Raw genomic sequence first — 15,121 nt, forward strand, 5'->3', positions numbered from 1 at the left:
CCCGGTGACTGACTCGACCATCATCTATACGCACACTGACGAGGCCCCGGCCCTGGCGACGTATTCCTTCCTGCCGGTGGTCCAGGCGTACGCCGCGCAGGCCGGTGTCGATGTGAAGACCCGCGACATCTCGCTGGCCGGGCGCATCATCGCCGTGTTCCCGGAGTACCTCACCGAGGACCAGCGCATCCCGGACGCGCTGACCGAGCTGGGCGAGCTGGCCAAGACGCCGGCCGCGAACATCATCAAGCTGCCGAACATCTCGGCGTCCATCCCGCAGCTCAAGGCCGCCATCGCCGAGCTGCAGGGGCAGGGCTACGCGCTGCCGAACTACCCGGACGAGCCGAAGACCGACGAGGAGCGCGAGATCCGCGCCCGCTACGACAAGATCAAGGGTTCCGCCGTGAACCCGGTCCTGCGTGAGGGCAACTCCGACCGCCGCGCCCCCGCCTCCGTCAAGAACTACGCCAAGACCCACCCGCACCGCATGGGCGCCTGGTCCTCCGAGTCCAGGACCGATGTGGCGACCATGGGCGAGAACGACTTCCGCTCCACCGAGAAGTCCGTGGTCATCGAGCAGGACGACACGCTCAAGATCGAGCTGGTGGCCGCCGACGGCACCACCACCGTGCTGCGCGAGTCCGTACCCGTGCTGGCCGGCGAGGTCGTCGACGCGTCCGTGCTGCGCGTCTCCGAGCTGCGTGAGTTCCTCGCCGCGCAGGTCGCCCGCGCCAAGGCGGAGGGTGTGCTGTTCTCCGTGCACCTGAAGGCCACGATGATGAAGGTCTCCGACCCGATCATCTTCGGTCACGTGGTGCGCACCTTCTTCCCGAAGACGTTCGAGAAGTACGGCGAGAAGCTCGCCGCCGCCGGTCTGACCCCGAACGACGGTCTGGGCGGCATCCTCAAGGGCCTGGACGCCCTGCCCGAGGGCGACGAGATCAAGGCCTCCTTCGACGCCGAGCTGGCCGAGGGCCCGGACCTGGCCATGGTCGACTCCGACAAGGGCATCACCAACCTGCACGTGCCGTCCGACGTGATCATCGACGCGTCGATGCCGGCGATGATCCGCACCTCGGGCCACATGTGGGGCGCCGACGGCCAGGAGCACGACACGCTCGCCGTCATCCCGGACTCCTCCTACGCCGGCGTGTACCAGGCCGCCATCGAGGACTGCAAGGCCAACGGCGCGTTCGACCCGTCCACCATGGGCTCGGTGCCGAACGTCGGCCTGATGGCGCAGAAGGCCGAGGAGTACGGCTCCCACGACAAGACCTTCGAGATCGCGGCCGCCGGCACGGTGCGCCTCGTCGACGCCTCCGGTGCCGTTCTGATCGAGCAGAGCGTCGAGGCCGGTGACATCTTCCGCGCCTGCCAGACCAAGGACGCGCCGATCAAGGACTGGGTGAAGCTGGCCGTCACCCGCGCCCGCGCCACCGGCGACCCGGCCGTGTTCTGGCTGGACGAGGACCGCGCCCACGACGCCAACCTGATCGCCAAGGTCAAGCAGTACCTGCCGGAGCACGACACCGAGGGCCTGGACATCCGGATCCTGTCCCCCGTCGAGGCCACCAAGCTGTCGGTGGAGCGCATCCGCCGCGGCGAGAACACCATCTCGGTGACCGGCAACGTGCTGCGTGACTACCTGACCGACCTGTTCCCGATCCTGGAGCTGGGCACCAGCGCCAAGATGCTGTCGGTCGTCCCGCTGATGGCGGGCGGCGGCCTGTTCGAGACCGGCGCCGGCGGCTCCGCGCCCAAGCACGTGCAGCAGCTGGTCAAGGAGAACTACCTGCGCTGGGACTCCCTCGGTGAGTTCTTCGCGCTCGTGCCGTCCTTCGAGCAGTTCGCCGAGGCCACCGGCAACACCCGGGCCAAGGTCCTCGCCGACACCCTCGACCGGGCCACGGCGACCTTCCTCAACGAGGACAAGTCCCCGACCCGTCGCGTCGGCGGCATCGACAACCGCGGCAGCCACTTCTACCTGTCCCTGTACTGGGCGCAGGAGCTGGCGCGACAGAGCGACGACGCCGAACTCGCCAAGGCCTTCCAGCCACTCGCGGAGACGCTCGCCGCGAACGAGCAGAAGATCGTCGACGAGCTGAACGCCGTCCAGGGCAAGCCGGTCGACATCGGCGGCTACTACCAGCCCGACCCGGCCAAGGCCGCCGCGGTGATGCGCCCGTCGGCCACCTGGAACGAGGCCCTGGCGTCCCTGAGCTGAACGCCCTCCGCGTTCCCGATCCGACGCCGGTGACCTGACCGGCCCCCCCTCCGCCCCGACCGAGCACCGCCCGGCCGGGGCGGAGGTGTTTCCTCCCGGGGCGGGCTCGGCGTCGTCGCCGCCTGGTCGGGGCGACTGCCCGACCGGGCGGGCCCGCTGGGGGCGCTTCGGAGGCTGCACACGCGTGCACGCCGGCCCCCGGCCGCGCGGCCGCCGACGCAGAACGCACGCCCTGGCGCCCGCCGGGCGTACCTGGCGCGAAGACGCAAACGCCGCCCCCGACGAGGCGAGGTGCCTCGCGCCCGGCGCGCTCACCCGCCCTGCTTCTCGGGCCCGCGGCGGGGCGCCTCGCGGGCGGGAGAGGCCTGCACGGCCAGTCCCGACCGGGCGATCGCCGACGCGGGACGCACGCGCTACCGCCCGCAGGGCGTCCCCGGTACGGAGACGTAATCGCTGCCCCGGGCGGGGCGAGGTGCCTCATCCGGGGCGGCACGGGCACGCGCCGACCCCCGCAGGGGACGAGGCACCGCGCCCCGTCGGCGGTCCGAGCGCGCCCCGCGCCGGGGAAGGCGGGGCGTTCCACGGGTGCGGGGAACGCGAGGGCGCGCGCTGGCTGCCGGCCCGTGCAGGCACTTCTCCCGCCCCCGGCGGCCCTCGCGGCCCTCGCGGGGGCAGGCCCGCGCCGGTGCCACCGGTCGGCGGACCGGTGACATGGCGTGCGTCCCGGGGCCGGCGGCACGGCGTGCGTGCCCGTGCCGGTGGCACGGCGTGCGTGCCCGTGCCGGTGGCACGGCGTGCGTGCCCGTGCCGGTGGCATCGCGTCACCGTGCCGCGGCATGGCTCACCGTGCCGGTGTGTGATGTGGCACCTTGATCATGCACCCTGCCCCCGACAACGCCCCGGAGCCGCCCCATGACCCCAGCCGAGCCGTCCTTCGAGCTGCTGACCGGAGCTGGCGCGTCGCCCGTGATCCTGCATGTGCCGCACTCCGCGCGGGAGATACCGGACGACGTACGCGCCGGCATCGTGCTCGACGACTCCGCGCTCGCGCGGGAGCTGGACCACATCACCGACGCGCACACCGCCGGGATCGCGGACGAGGCGGCCCGGCTGGCCGGCGTCACGCCGTGGCGGTTCGTCAACCGGCTGTCGCGGCTGGTCGTCGATCCGGAGCGGTTCCCGGACGAGCGGGAGGAGATGGGCGCGGTCGGCATGGGCGCCGTGTACACGCGGACCACGCACCGGGAGGTGCTGCGGCCCGACGGCCACGACCCCGAGCCGCTGCTGAGCCGGTACTTCCGGCCCTACGCGCAGGCCATGACGGAGGCCGTCGCGCAGCGGCTCGACGCCGTCGGGCGGGTCGTGATCGTCGACGTGCACTCGTACCCGACCGCCCCGCTGCCCTACGAACTGCACGGCACCGGCCCGCGCCCGCCGGTGTGCCTGGGCACGGACGCCTTCCACACCCCGCCCGCCCTGCTGACGGCGGCGCGCGAGGCGTTCGCCGGGTGCGGTGAGACCGGCCTGGACAGCCCGTTCAGCGGGACGTACGTGCCGTTGGACTTCTACGGCCGCGAGCCACGCGTCGCCGCGCTGATGGTGGAGATCCGCCGCGACACCTACATGCGCGAGCCGGGCGGACCCGCCGGACCCGGGCTGGGCAGGCTCGCCGGCGCCCTGGCCCGTCTCGTGGACGCCGTCTCCGGCTGACTCCGCGGCCCGCCCCCGGTCAGGCCCGCAGCCACTCCGTGACGACGACGTCCCCGCCGGTCCGCAGCCGCAGGGCGAACGGCCCGGCGGGCGGCGCGGCGGCGCTGAAGCGGCCCATCGTGTCGGCCGTCAGCGCGGCACCGGCGTGCGGTCCGCTCAGCACCTCCACGCTCGCCCGCTGCGGCGGCAGCACCTGCCCGAACAGCCCTTCGGCGCCCACCTCCACGTCGACCGTCAACTCCCCCGCCTGGAAGGTCAGCATCCGCGGCACGTCCGTCGCCCCGCGCACCGGCTGCGCGTCGGTGAGCGAGTCGAACGTGAGCTCCGCGATCCGGGCGTCGAGGTCGTGCAGCGCGTACGCCTCCACGGCGATCGCGCTCAGCGCGGCCGGCAACGGGTCCAGTACGGCCGCGGCCGCACGCAACTCCCCCTCCAGCCGGTCAAGTTCCGCTTCCTCCACCGGCTCGAGGCCGTCGTCGTCGTTCACCGCACCCCCCGTGCGTCCAGTCGCGCCCGCAGCCGGCGCAGGCAGCGCTGGCGCAGCGGGCCGATGCTGCCCACGGCGATACCGAGCGCCGCGGACACCTCCTGATAGCTGGGCGGCGGCGAGGCCATCAGCACCCGCAGCAGCCCCTGGCACCGCTCGCCCAGCGCCCCCAGCTCGCGCCGCAGCCGGCGGATGCGCTCGCTCTCGGCGGCCGCCTCCTCCGCCTCCAGCAGCGACTGCTCCGGCGTGTGCTCCTCGCTGGGCCGGTCCAGCAGAGACGGATCGTCGGTCAGGGTCAGCCGTTGCAGACCTCTGATCACCTTCAGCGATTCGTGCCGCGCGGTGCTCGCCAGCCACGCCCCCGCCTTGTCGGGCTCGCGCAGCCGCCCCAGGTGCTGGGCGAAGCGGAACCACACGGTCTGATAGACCTCGTGCGCGTCGGCGTCCGAGAGCCGGTGCGCGCGCACCACGGACCAGACCAGCGGGCTGAGCCCTTCCACCAGCGCCTTCCAGGCCGCGCCGTCACCGTCGACGGCGGACCGGACCAGCGTGCCGACCTCTGCACGGTCCACGACTGCTCCACCCCTCGTGTACGGCACGTCATGGTACGCCGTACGGAGGGCGACCCCGGCCGTCATGACGCCGGGGCGGCCGCCGGACGCCAGGTGGGCGGCCGCAGCGCCGGCACATGCGCACCGCGCACCTCGGCGAACTCCACGTTGGCGGCGAGCAGTCCGGCCAGGGCGGCGCGCGGGTCGGTCTCCCGGTGGGCGCTCATGTGCGCGGCGACGAGCCCGGCGGCCACCGGGGTGGCGAAGGAGGTGCCGCTCCAGTGCGCCAGGCCCTCGAACATCACCTGGTCCGGTTTGGCGCCCGTGTCCCCGTCGTCGCTGAGCAGTCCGCTGTGGCCGGGCGTGGTGCAGGTGCAGGCGTAGGTGAAGCCGTAGCGGCAGGCGTCGTAGGTGGAGTGGTGGTAGACGTACGGCACGGGTGTGGTGAAGCCGGTGAAGGTGCTGGTGAGGCGCTCGCCGGGGGCGTAAGCCCGCACCCAGGGGCCGTGGTTGGTGAAGCAGGAGCCGAACTCGCCGTCGTCGCGCAGGGCGCCGACGCTCAGCACCGCGTCCTCGAAGCCGGGAACGGTGGCGTAGGCGGCGGGCCAGAAGGGACTGGCGCTGGAGTTGTTGCCGGCCGCGGCCACCAACAGGGTGCGCTGCTCGCGCAGTTCGCGCATGAAGGCGTCGACGCCGAGCAGGCCGTCGGTGCGGCCGTTGGAGGTGCCGGCCGACAGGCTGAGGATGTCGGGCCAGCCGTGCCGGTCCACGGCGTCGAAGAGCTTGTCGCCGAACTCGGACTCCAGGATGGCACCGGCGTCGTTGAGGGTGCCGAGGACGGTGATGTCGGTGCTGGGCGCGACGGCGGCGAGCAGCCCGGCGATGAAGGTGCCGTGGCCCATGTACTGGCGCAGGACGCCGGAGTCGTCGGTCTCCTGCGGGTGCGGGTCGCCCTGGGTGTGGGCGAGCAGCGGGTGGGCGCGGTGATCGTGGCTGAGGCCGTTGTCGATCACCAGCACGCCGACGGCCCTCCCGGGGTCGTAACCGCCCCCGCTGGGCGCCGGGTTGAGGCCAGCGGCGCGCTCGGCGGGCACGGGCTCGTCGCCGGGACAGGAGTTCACCGCGATGGACACCACGTGGTTGCGGCTGACCAGCCGGCGCCCGGTGCGGTCCTCGGCCTGCCGTACGGCGCGCAGCGCGTGGCCGACGACGGGGTCGGCGGGGTGGCTGCCCCGGCCGGGGTCGGCGACCTGGACGCGGGTGATGCCGGAGCGGTGGGTCTGCGGGCCCGCCCGGCGCACGGGCTCGGGGTCCAGGCCGTCGGTGGCGGTGAAGTGGGCGCGGACCGCGTCCTCGACGAACGCGGCGTCGTCGCCGTCACGCACGAGGAGGACGCCCTTTTCGAACACGAACTCCGCGGCGTCGTCCGGGCCGAGAGCCAGCGGGACGTCGGGCATGGAACGCTGGATCTGGTGGAACTGCTCCCTGAACCGCTGTGCCGGCATGTCGTGTTCCTCCCCCTCGAGGCAACCGTCGTAGGGGAGAGCCCCCAGGTCGCCGATTGATACAGAGGCACACCGGTGGGGATGTGGTTCCCGGTCCCCTACCATCCCAAGGGTGACCTCGGGAAGCGACTCGGTGTTCGGCCTGCTGCCGATGGTGTTCGCGGCCCCGCACGAGGCGCTGGCGCGGGCGCGGGAGGTGCTGGAGGCGGATCCCTGCCCGGTGCACGCCTCCGTGGCGCATCAGGTGATCGGCATCTGGCAGCGGGACTGGGGCGATCTGCGTCTAGCGCTGCGTCATCTGCGGCGCGCCCGGGACCTCGCGGCCCGGGCGGGGTCGGCCGACCGGGAGGCCGACGTGCTGGCCACGCTCGGAGTGGCCCTGGTGCACGCGGGCCGCACCCGGCAGGGCCTGGCGGCGCTGGAGCGGGGCGTCGAGCGCGGCAGCGGGCACACCAGGGCGCAGGTGCTGTTCCGCCGGGCCTACGCCCGCTGGGTGCTGGGCCGGCACCGGGAGGCGCTGGAGGACGTGCGCCGGGCGATCCCCGTGCTGCGGCAGGAGAACGACGTCATCTGGACGGCACGGGCGCTGACCCTGCGGGCCACCGTGCATCTCGCGCTGGGCTCGGTGGAGCGGGCGGACGCCGACTTCAGCGCCGCTGAGGCGCTGTGGGACACCACCGGCCAGGAGCACGACAAGGCCGACGCGGTGGAGAGCCGGGGGCTGGCGGCGTTCCGCGCGGGGGACGTGCCGGCGGCGCTGCGGCTGCTGGACGAGGCGGAGAAGCGGTACGCGGAGCTGGGCACGCCCACGTTCATGCTCGACATCCGGCGCTGCGAGGTGCTGATGGCCGCGGGGCTCGCGCCTGAGGCGCTGGCCGAGGCGGACGCGGCGATCCGGGCACTGGACGGGATCGGCGGGCAGCTGACCCGCAAGGCGGAGCTGCTGCTGGCCGCCGCCCGGGCCGCCCGCCCGGCCGGGGATCCGCACACGGCGATCGCCCGGGCCGCGGTGGCGGTGCGGCTGTTCGCGGCGCAGCGGCGCCCGTGGTGGGAGGCGCACGCGCGGTTGGTGCTGATCGAGGCGCGGTTCGCCGCCGGACGGGCCTCGGGGCGGCTGGTCGCGGACGCGGCGCGGGTCGCCGAGCGGCTGGCCTCGTTCGGGGCGCCGGCCGCGCCGGAGGCGTCCCTGCTGGCGGGGCGGATCGCGCTGGCGCTGGGCCGGCCGCGGGACGCCGAACGGCACCTGGCGCGGGCGGCGCGCAGCCGGCACGGCGGGCCGCCACTGGCCCGGATCACCGGCTGGGCGGCGCAGGCGCTGCGCGCGCGGGCCGCCGGGTCGAGTGCCGGCGTGCTGCGGGCGTGTCGCAGCGGTCTGGCCGTGCTGGACGCCCACCGGATGACGCTCGGCGCCTCGGAGTTGCGGGCCCGCGCCACCGAGCAGGGCGCGGAGCTCGCGGCGATGGCGCAGCGGGCGAGCCTGGACGGTGGCGGGCCGCGCCGTCTGCTGGAGTGGAGCGAGCGCTGGCGGGCCACCGCACTGAGCGCGCCGCCCACCCGGCCGCCGGCCGATCCGGCGCTGCTGAGCCGTCTGACCGCGTTCCGGGAGATCGCGGCCCGTGCGGAGGAGGCCCGCGGTGAGGGCCGGGCCGTGCCGGCGCTGGAGCGCGAACAGCGGCGGCTGGAGCGGGAGATCCGCTCCCTCACCCTGCATCTGCGCGCGGACGCACCCGGTGGCGCCGACCGCTTCGACGCGGGCCGGCTGCTGGAGCGGCTCGATCAGGGGCGGCTCGTCGAACTGGCCGTGGTGGATGGCCGGGTGCACGTGCTGCTGGTCGGGCGGGGCCGCGTGCGGCGGTTCACGGCGGGGCTGCTCTCCGATGCGGAGGCGGAGGCGGAACACGTGCAGGCGGGGCTGCGCCGGCTCGCGCATCCCGGCGGTGAGGCGCGGCTGCCGGTGCTGCTGGCGGCGGGGCGGCGGCTGGAGGAGTTGCTGCTCGGTGCGGCGGTCCGTCATCTGGGCTCCGGTCCGCTGGTCGTCGTACCGCCGGGTCGGCTGCATCGCGTGCCGTGGGCGGTGCTGCCGTCACTCACGGAGCGGGTGGTGAGCGTGTCGCCGTCGGCGAGCAGCTGGCTGCGCGCCCGTGACACCGAGCCGCCGGCGGACGGCCGGCACGTCCTGGTGCGCGGGCCGGGGCTGGCCACCGGCGGGGCCGAAGTGCCGGAACTGGCGGGGCGGTACGGCACGCCGACGCTGCTGGAGGACGAGCACGCGCGCGCGGCGCGGGTGCTGGCGGAACTGGACGGCGCGGCGCTCGCGCACATCGCCGCGCACGGCGCCTTCCGCGCGGACAGCCCGCTGTTCTCATCGCTGCGGATGGCGGACGGGCCGCTGATCGTGCACGACTTCGAACGCCTCGCGCGCAGCCCGTACCGGATCATCCTGTCCTGCTGCGACACGGCCCGCTTCGCCTCCGTCGGCGCCGACGAACTGCTGGGCCTGGTCACGGCGTTGCTGCCGCTGGGCACCGCCGGTGTGGTGGCGGCGAGCGCGCCGGTCAACGACGCGGCGGTGGTGCCGCTGATGCTCGCGCTGCACAAGGGCCTCGGCGCAGGGCTGTCGCTCGCGGAGGCGCTGCGCGACGCCCGCGCCGCCGTCCCGGACGACGCGCTGCACCAGGCGACGGGCTGGGCGTTCACGGCGTTCGGCGCGGCGTGACGGCGCTTCAGGCGGCTGCTACTCCTGCGGCGGCTCCGCCGGCCAGGGCGGGGCGTCGGGGGTCCAGGCGCTGTGCAGGCGGCTGCCGAGGGTCCGCACAGACAGGGGCTCGGCGATCTGCCGGTTGCTCAGACCGGCGGCGGCGAGGGTGACGATCCGCCGCTGGCGGGCGGTGAGTTCGCCCAGCACCGGACCGGTCAGCGTCGGGGTGCGCGCACCCGGGCAGCCGCGAGCGGGGGCGGCGGTCCGGGTGCGTGCGGCACGTCACGCCCCGACCAGGCCCCTGGTCCACGGTCCGGCTCCGTCGCTCTCAGGGCGGCAGGAGGCGGGTGAACACGATCCTCGCCTCTCCGGGCCCGTCGTAGTCGCCCTCCACGCGATCCTCGAAGCCGAGGCTGCGGTGGAAGGCGAGCGAGCCGCTGTTGCCGAGCGAGGTGATCGCCTTCAGGCGGACCGCGCCCTGGCCGCGGGCCGCCTCGGTGAACGCCTCGTACAGTCGACGGCCCAGGCCCGTGCCCCGGCTGTCGTCGCGGGTGGCGATCAGATGGACGTAGCCGGTGCGGTCCGGGGTGACGAAACCCACGAGGTAGCCGCGGATGCCGTCGTCGGCGCGGGCCACGAGGCAGGTGGCTCCGAACTCCTGCACGAACACCGGCTGGTGCAGGGCGCGCAGATCGCGCTCGCCCCAGTAGCGGGGGTGGTCGGCCACCACCTGGTGCAGGTCCCGCACCGTGGCCCGGGTGATGTCGAGTGTCATGGGCCGATCATGGCACCCGGGCCGCGATGGGCGCAGTGAACGTCAGGAAGCCGCCCGCTGCGCCCGGACGACGTCGTCGGGGTGGGCGAGGCCCAGGTGGTCGCGGAGGGTGGTGCCCTCGTAATCGGTGCGGAAGACGCCCTGTTCCTGCAGGAGCGGGACGACGGTGTCGGCGAACTCGTCCAGGCCGCCGGGGGTGATGTGCGGGACGAGGATGAACCCGTCGGAGGCGTCGGCCTGGACGAGGTCGTTGATCGCCTTCGCCACCGTGGCCGGGGAGCCGACGAAGTTCTGCCGGTTGCCGGTGTGGATGACGAGGTCGCGGATCGACCAGTTGTTGGCCTCGGCCAGCTCCCGCCACTCGCGGGCGGTGGCCAGCGGGTCGCGGTACATGCGCACCTGGGCGCGGCCCCGGGCGATGTGGTCGTCGCCGACGTCCGGGTCGACGACGGGCAGCGGGCCGTCCGGGTCGTATCCGGACAGGTCGCGGTTCCAGACGAACTCCAGGTGGCGGATCGCGGTGGCGCCGCTGACCTGCTGCCGGCGCACCTCGCGGGCCGCCTCCTCGGCCTCGGCGTCGCTGTCGCCGAGCACAAAGGTCGCGGCGGGCAGGATCAGCAGCTGGTCGGGGCGGCGGCCGTACTTGGCGAGGCGGCGCTTGACGTCCTGGTAGAAGGCCTGGCCGGTATCCAGGGTGCCGTACCGGCTGAAGATGGCGTCGGCCTCGGCGGCGGCGAACTCGCGGCCCTCGTCGGAGTCGCCCGCCTGGAAGATCACCGGGCGGCCCTGCGGGGAGCGCGGGACGTTGAAACGTCCGTGGATGTCGAAGTGCCGGCCCTGGTGCACGAACGCGCCGGCCTTGGCGTCGGACAGGAAGGTGCCGGTGGCCTGGTCGGCGATGATCTCGTCGCCCCGCCAGGAGTCGAACAGCTCGTGCGCGGTGGCGAGGAACTCCTGGGCTCGGCCGTAGCGCTCCTCCTGCGGCAGGAAGCCGCCGCGGCGGAAGTTCTCGCCGGTGAAGGCGTCCCAGGAGGTGACGACGTTCCACGCGGAGCGCCCGCCGGAGAGATGGTCCAGACTCGCGAACTGGCGGGCCACCTCGTAGGGTTCGTTGAAGGTGGAGTTGATGGTGCCGGTCAGGCCGAGGTGCTCGGTGACGGCGGCGAGCGCCGCCAGCACGGTGAAGGTGTCGGGGCGGCCGACGACGTCCAAGTCGTAGATCTTCCCGGCGTGTTCGCGCAGGCGCAGGCCCTCGGCGAGGAACAGGAAGTCGAACTTGGCGCGTTCGGCTGTCTTCGCGAAGTGCACGAAGGAGTCGAACTCGATGTGGCTGCCGGCCTTCGGGTCGCTCCACACGGTGGTGTTGTTGACGCCGGGGAAGTGCGCGGCCAGGTGGATCTGCTTCAGCGGCTTGGTCATGGCGGTGGAATCCCTCGGCTCAGGCGGCGGTGTAGCGGTTGGCGGGGCGGGCGAGGCCCAGCAGGCCGCGCAGGGTGTCGGCTTCGTAGGCGCGGCGGAAGGCGCCCCGGCGCTGGAGTTCGGGGACCAGGCCGCGGGTGATCGCGGGCAGGTCGTGCCCGGCGACGGCCGGCCGCAGCCGGAACCCGGACAGGCCCGCTTCCTGGAACTCAAGGAGCAGGTCGGCAAGTTGGGCGGGCGTCCCGGTGAAGATCCGGGCGTCGCTGGTGTACGGCTCACCGGTCACGGCGTCCAGACGCTCCCGGCGGGCGGCGGCCGCGCCCGGGGCGTCGTCGAGGAAGACCACCAGGTCGGCGAAAACGTGCAGGGGCTGATCGGCCCGCCCGGCGTCCTCCTGCTCGTCGCGGATCTCGGCGACGATCGCGCGGGCCTGCTCGGGGTCGTGCGGGGTGACGTAGCCGAGGTCGGCCTGGCGGGCCACCAGCCGGTAGGGGACGGTCCAGTGGGCGAGCGCCGTGACGAGCGGCTGGCCCTGCGGCGGGCGCGGGGTGATGGAGGGACCCTTGACGCTGAAGTGCCGGCCCTCGAAGTCGATGTAGTGCAGCTTGTCCCGGTCGATGAAACGCCCGGTGGCCACGTCCCGGATCTCCGCGTCGTCCTCCCAGCTGTCCCACAGCCGGCGCACGACCTCCACGTGGTCGGCGGCCTCGTCGAACAGCTCGGTCACCACGTCCCGCGCGGCGGGGCTGTCGTAGGCGTCGATGCGCTCGATGGTGCGGCGGCCGAAGTGGGCGGCCTCGGCGGGGCGGGCGGAGATCTGCACGCGCAGGCCGGCCCGGCCGGTGCTGACGTAGTCCAGGGTGGCGATGGCCTTGGAGATGTGGAACGGCTCGGTGTGGGTGGCGATGACGGTGGGCACCAGGCCGATGTGCGAGGTCAGTGGTGCGACACGGGAGGCGATCAGCACGGCGTCGAGCCGGCCGCGGACCTGGTCGGTGCGCTCGTCGGGGTCGAGGAAGTGGGCGGACTGCGGACCGAGGCCGTCCTCGATCGTCACGAAGTCGAGCAGACCGCCTTCGGCCTCAATAACGAGGTCGGCCCAGTATCCGGCGGTGAACAGGTCGCGGGGCCGGGCCACCGGCTCACGCCAGGAGGCGGGATGCCAGCCGGTGCCGTCCAGGGCGACGGCAAGGTGCAGGGGAGCAGCGGGAGTCGAGGACACGAGGGTGCCTTCCTGGAGGTCTGTGGGGACACGCCGGCCCCGGGGTGCCACGGGGCGCGGGCGCACGAAGGGCCGCGAGGGCGGCCGGCCGGAAGGGGTCCGGCGTCAGGCGCGACAGAGCGCGCCGGCCACGCGCAGCAGATCGATGTGCGGCCGGGTGTGGAGGCGGACGGTGTGCGGGCTGCGAGGCACGGGCGTCACCTCCGGGGTGCGGGCGGGCGCGCCGGCCGGGGCCGCGCGAGTGTCGTCGTGGGTTCAACGCCCTGTGCAGGCACGAGTGTTCCCGGTGTCAGGAGTTGTCCAGCGGCAGGCCGGGCGGGTTGATCCGGGAGGTGGTGACGGCCTCGTTGGAGAGGTTCCATGCCTTGAGCCACTGCGCGTACCGGCCGCTCTTGATGAGGTGGTTGATGGCGTCGGCGACCGGCTTGGCCAGGCCGCTGCCCCTCTTCGCGGTGGCCGCGATCAGGCCTTGGAGGGAGGCACCGGCGCCGGAGAACTGGCCCGCGATCCGGGTGGCGTGGGGCGTGTTCGCGGTCTGGGTGACGTGGTAGGAGAGGTTGGGGCTGGGCCCGAGGTAGGCGTCGATCTTGCCGCTGCTGAGCGCCAGGTAGGTGCTGTTGTTGTCCTGGAAGTACTTGACAGTGAGCTTCTTGCCCTCGCTTGTGAGCTTCCGCTTCCACTCCAGCAGGATCCGCTCCTGGTTGGTGCCCGCGCCGACGGAGACCGTCTTGCCGGCGAGGTTCTCGTAGTCGCCGCCGAAGCTCCATGTGGAGGACTTGGGGGCCTCCAGGGCGAGGTCGTCCTTGCGGTAGGAGGCGAACTCGTACTTCTTCTTGCGCTCCTCGGTGTCGGTGATGTTCGAGAAGCCGACGTCCACCTTGCCGCTGTCGATGCCGACGAAGAGGTTCTCCCAGGTGAAGCGCTTGACCTCCGGCTTGAGGCCTAGCACGGCCGCGACCAGCCGGGCCAGGTCGGGTTCGGAGCCGGTGAGGGTCTTCTGGTCGCTGCCGATGAATCCCAGCGGCGGGGCGCCCGAGGGCAGGGTGCCGGAGCCGATCACCAGCTTGCCGCTCTTCCTCACGGAGTCGGGCAGTTGAGCGCTGATGGACTTCACCTCGGAGACCTTGATGGTGGTCTCCTTCGCCGCGCCGTTGGACACCTGCCCCACGACGACGGTGCCCGCCGCGGCGTCGGTCGTGGTGGCGGCCTCGCTGTCACCGCCGCAGGCGGCCAGGCCGGTGGCGAGGGTGGCGACCGCGGTCACCGCGGTGAGGCCGCGCAGCAGGTGGCCTCGTGTGAAGTGAGAAGGCATGGCTGTCCTTGTCGCTGAGTGAGCGGGATGAGCGGAAGGGGACGACGGATGGTGTGCCATACGGCGGCCTCGTGACGGACACGCGCGCGCAGGCCGGTGAGGGCGGCGCGCAGGCGCTGCAGCGGTGTCGGCGGAAGGGAGCGTGCGTCGCCGCGGGCGTAGTGGCGTTCGACGTAGAACTGCACGACGGAGATGGCGCTGGTGAGCAGCAGGTACCAGACGGTGACGACCAGGAGCAGCGGCACGATGTCGCCGGGGTAGGTGGAGCCCATGGTCTGCGCGGCGCCGAACAGGTCGAGCAGGGAGACGTAGAAGACCAGGGAGGTGCCCTTGACGAGGCCGATCAGCTGGTTGACGTAGTTCGGGATGATGGAGCGCAGCGCCTGCGGCAGCACGATCCGGGTGAACTGGCGGCTCCTGGGCAGGCCGAGGGCCGCCGCCGCGTCGTGCTGGCCCTGGTCGACGGAGAGGATGCCGCCGCGGACCACCTCGGCGGCGTAGGCGGCCTCGTTGAGGCTGAGGCCGACGACGGCGACGACCATGTCGGTGGCCAGCCGCGACTCGTCGAAGGTGAGGAAGGCCGGCCCGAAGGGGACGCCGAGGCTGAGGGTCTTGTACAGGGCGGAGAAGTTGTACAGGAACAGCAGGACGACGATGAGCGGGATGGACCGCAGCGCCCAGACGTACGTCCAGCTGACCAGGCACAGCACCGGGCTCCTGGACAGCCGGGCGAGCGCCAGCAGGATGCCGCCGAGCAGGCCCAGGACCGCGCTGTAGACGGTGACCTCCAGGGTGATGAGGAGGCCGTCGAGGATGGTGGGGCGGGAGAACCAGTAGGCGAAGCGGTCCCACTGGTAGAAGCTGTTGGTGGCCAGTCCATGGACGAACTGGGCGAGCAGGACGAGCACGACGGCGGTGGCGATCCAGCGCCCGGGGTGCCGCAACGGCACGACGCGCGGCGGGTGTTGCTTGTCTGACGGGGTGTCACTGACCGGCGGGTCGGCCAGGGAGACGGCGGCGCCTTGGGTGTGGCTCATGGTGGGCTCCGGCGGGGAGTCGGCGGCGCCCCTCGGGCGTGGCGGGCCGCGCGGGGCCGGGTCCGGGCGGCGCGGGGCGGCTGCCGGGACGGGCGGGGCGCGGAGGGTGCACGGGACCGGGGGCTCGGGCGGGCGGCGGCACACCGCGGGGTGCGGGGTGCGGCGAAGGAGCGCGGGGCGG

Annotated in this window: 12 protein-coding genes and 1 pseudogene; 3 read left to right on the forward strand and 10 right to left on the reverse strand. The window is 73.5% G+C overall.

Annotated elements, in window-relative coordinates; genetic code table 11:
- Nucleotides 1–4: 4 nt before the first annotated feature.
- A complete protein-coding gene (locus tag AB0J12_RS11105) occupies nucleotides 5–2,224 on the forward strand; it encodes an NADP-dependent isocitrate dehydrogenase (protein WP_363263977.1) in 2,220 nt (739 codons plus the stop codon).
- Between the two features lie 912 nt (nucleotides 2,225–3,136).
- A complete protein-coding gene (locus tag AB0J12_RS11110; RefSeq protein ID WP_363263978.1) occupies nucleotides 3,137–3,934 on the forward strand; it encodes an N-formylglutamate amidohydrolase in 798 nt (265 codons plus the stop codon).
- A 19-nt stretch (nucleotides 3,935–3,953) separates the two neighbouring features.
- On the opposite strand, the gene AB0J12_RS11115 is transcribed toward AB0J12_RS11110, so the two are convergent.
- The 3 genes from AB0J12_RS11115 to AB0J12_RS11125 are packed head-to-tail and all read right to left on the reverse strand — an operon-like array spanning nucleotide 3,954 to nucleotide 6,477.
- Nucleotides 3,954–4,421 carry a hypothetical protein gene (locus AB0J12_RS11115; protein ID WP_363263979.1) on the reverse strand — a complete coding sequence of 156 codons (468 nt, stop codon included), beginning with the start codon at nucleotides 4,419–4,421 and terminating at the stop codon, nucleotides 3,954–3,956.
- Nucleotides 4,418–5,059 (reverse strand): sigma-70 family RNA polymerase sigma factor, encoded by a 642-nt coding sequence (locus AB0J12_RS11120; RefSeq protein ID WP_363263980.1) that lies wholly within the window; start codon nucleotides 5,057–5,059, stop codon nucleotides 4,418–4,420. The genes AB0J12_RS11115 and AB0J12_RS11120 overlap by 4 nt, the downstream gene beginning before the upstream one ends.
- A complete protein-coding gene (locus AB0J12_RS11125; RefSeq protein WP_363263981.1) occupies nucleotides 5,056–6,477 on the reverse strand; it encodes a S8/S53 family peptidase in 1,422 nt (473 codons plus the stop codon). The genes AB0J12_RS11120 and AB0J12_RS11125 overlap by 4 nt, the downstream gene beginning before the upstream one ends.
- A 151-nt stretch (nucleotides 6,478–6,628) precedes the next feature.
- Here AB0J12_RS11125 and AB0J12_RS11130 point away from each other — a divergent pair, with 151 nt between their 5' ends.
- Nucleotides 6,629–9,193, forward strand: coding sequence for a CHAT domain-containing protein (locus tag AB0J12_RS11130; RefSeq protein ID WP_363264172.1), 2,565 nt, complete (start codon nucleotides 6,629–6,631; stop codon nucleotides 9,191–9,193).
- 18 nt (nucleotides 9,194–9,211) lie between these two features.
- On the opposite strand, the pseudogene AB0J12_RS11135 reads toward AB0J12_RS11130, so the two are convergent.
- From AB0J12_RS11135 to AB0J12_RS11165, 7 genes and pseudogenes are all read right to left on the reverse strand, one after another.
- Nucleotides 9,212–9,463, reverse strand: a pseudogene (locus tag AB0J12_RS11135) (hypothetical protein); the annotation flags it as partial.
- A gap of 40 nt (nucleotides 9,464–9,503) precedes the next feature.
- Entirely contained in the window at nucleotides 9,504–9,950 is a 447-nt protein-coding gene (locus AB0J12_RS11140; RefSeq protein WP_363263982.1) for a GNAT family N-acetyltransferase, read from the reverse strand.
- 42 nt (nucleotides 9,951–9,992) lie between these two features.
- Nucleotides 9,993–11,369 carry an NtaA/DmoA family FMN-dependent monooxygenase gene (locus AB0J12_RS11145; RefSeq protein WP_363263983.1) on the reverse strand — a complete coding sequence of 459 codons (1,377 nt, stop codon included), beginning with the start codon at nucleotides 11,367–11,369 and terminating at the stop codon, nucleotides 9,993–9,995.
- Between the two features lie 19 nt (nucleotides 11,370–11,388).
- Complete coding sequence (locus tag AB0J12_RS11150) at nucleotides 11,389–12,591, reverse strand: LLM class flavin-dependent oxidoreductase (protein ID WP_363263984.1); 1,203 nt, start codon at nucleotides 12,589–12,591, stop codon at nucleotides 11,389–11,391.
- 105 nt (nucleotides 12,592–12,696) lie between these two features.
- The gene (locus AB0J12_RS11155) at nucleotides 12,697–12,792 is read right to left on the reverse strand and encodes a putative leader peptide (RefSeq protein WP_363263985.1); all 96 of its coding nucleotides are present in this window, start codon (nucleotides 12,790–12,792) and stop codon (nucleotides 12,697–12,699) included.
- Between the two features lie 88 nt (nucleotides 12,793–12,880).
- Nucleotides 12,881–13,903 (reverse strand): ABC transporter substrate-binding protein, encoded by a 1,023-nt coding sequence (locus tag AB0J12_RS11160; RefSeq protein WP_363263986.1) that lies wholly within the window; start codon nucleotides 13,901–13,903, stop codon nucleotides 12,881–12,883.
- A complete protein-coding gene (locus tag AB0J12_RS11165; protein WP_363263987.1) occupies nucleotides 13,852–14,940 on the reverse strand; it encodes an amino acid ABC transporter permease in 1,089 nt (362 codons plus the stop codon). The genes AB0J12_RS11160 and AB0J12_RS11165 overlap by 52 nt, the downstream gene beginning before the upstream one ends.
- Between the last annotated feature and the right edge of the window lie 181 nt (nucleotides 14,941–15,121).

Source organism: Streptomyces sp. NPDC049915, from assembly GCF_040656475.1.
GTDB lineage: Bacteria > Actinomycetota > Actinomycetes > Streptomycetales > Streptomycetaceae > Streptomyces.

Coding starts and splice junctions, on each gene's coding strand:
- AB0J12_RS11160 (WP_363263986.1), bottom strand. CDS start 13,903: ATGCCTTCTCACTTCACACGAGGCCACCTGCTGCGCGGCCTCACCGCG.
- AB0J12_RS11165 (WP_363263987.1), bottom strand. CDS start 14,940: ATGAGCCACACCCAAGGCGCCGCCGTCTCCCTGGCCGACCCGCCGGTC.
- AB0J12_RS11130 (WP_363264172.1), top strand. CDS start 6,629: ATGGTGTTCGCGGCCCCGCACGAGGCGCTGGCGCGGGCGCGGGAGGTG.
- AB0J12_RS11120 (WP_363263980.1), bottom strand. CDS start 5,059: ATGACGGCCGGGGTCGCCCTCCGTACGGCGTACCATGACGTGCCGTAC.
- AB0J12_RS11140 (WP_363263982.1), bottom strand. CDS start 9,950: ATGACACTCGACATCACCCGGGCCACGGTGCGGGACCTGCACCAGGTG.
- AB0J12_RS11110 (WP_363263978.1), top strand. CDS start 3,137: ATGACCCCAGCCGAGCCGTCCTTCGAGCTGCTGACCGGAGCTGGCGCG.
- AB0J12_RS11145 (WP_363263983.1), bottom strand. CDS start 11,369: ATGACCAAGCCGCTGAAGCAGATCCACCTGGCCGCGCACTTCCCCGGC.
- AB0J12_RS11125 (WP_363263981.1), bottom strand. CDS start 6,477: ATGCCGGCACAGCGGTTCAGGGAGCAGTTCCACCAGATCCAGCGTTCC.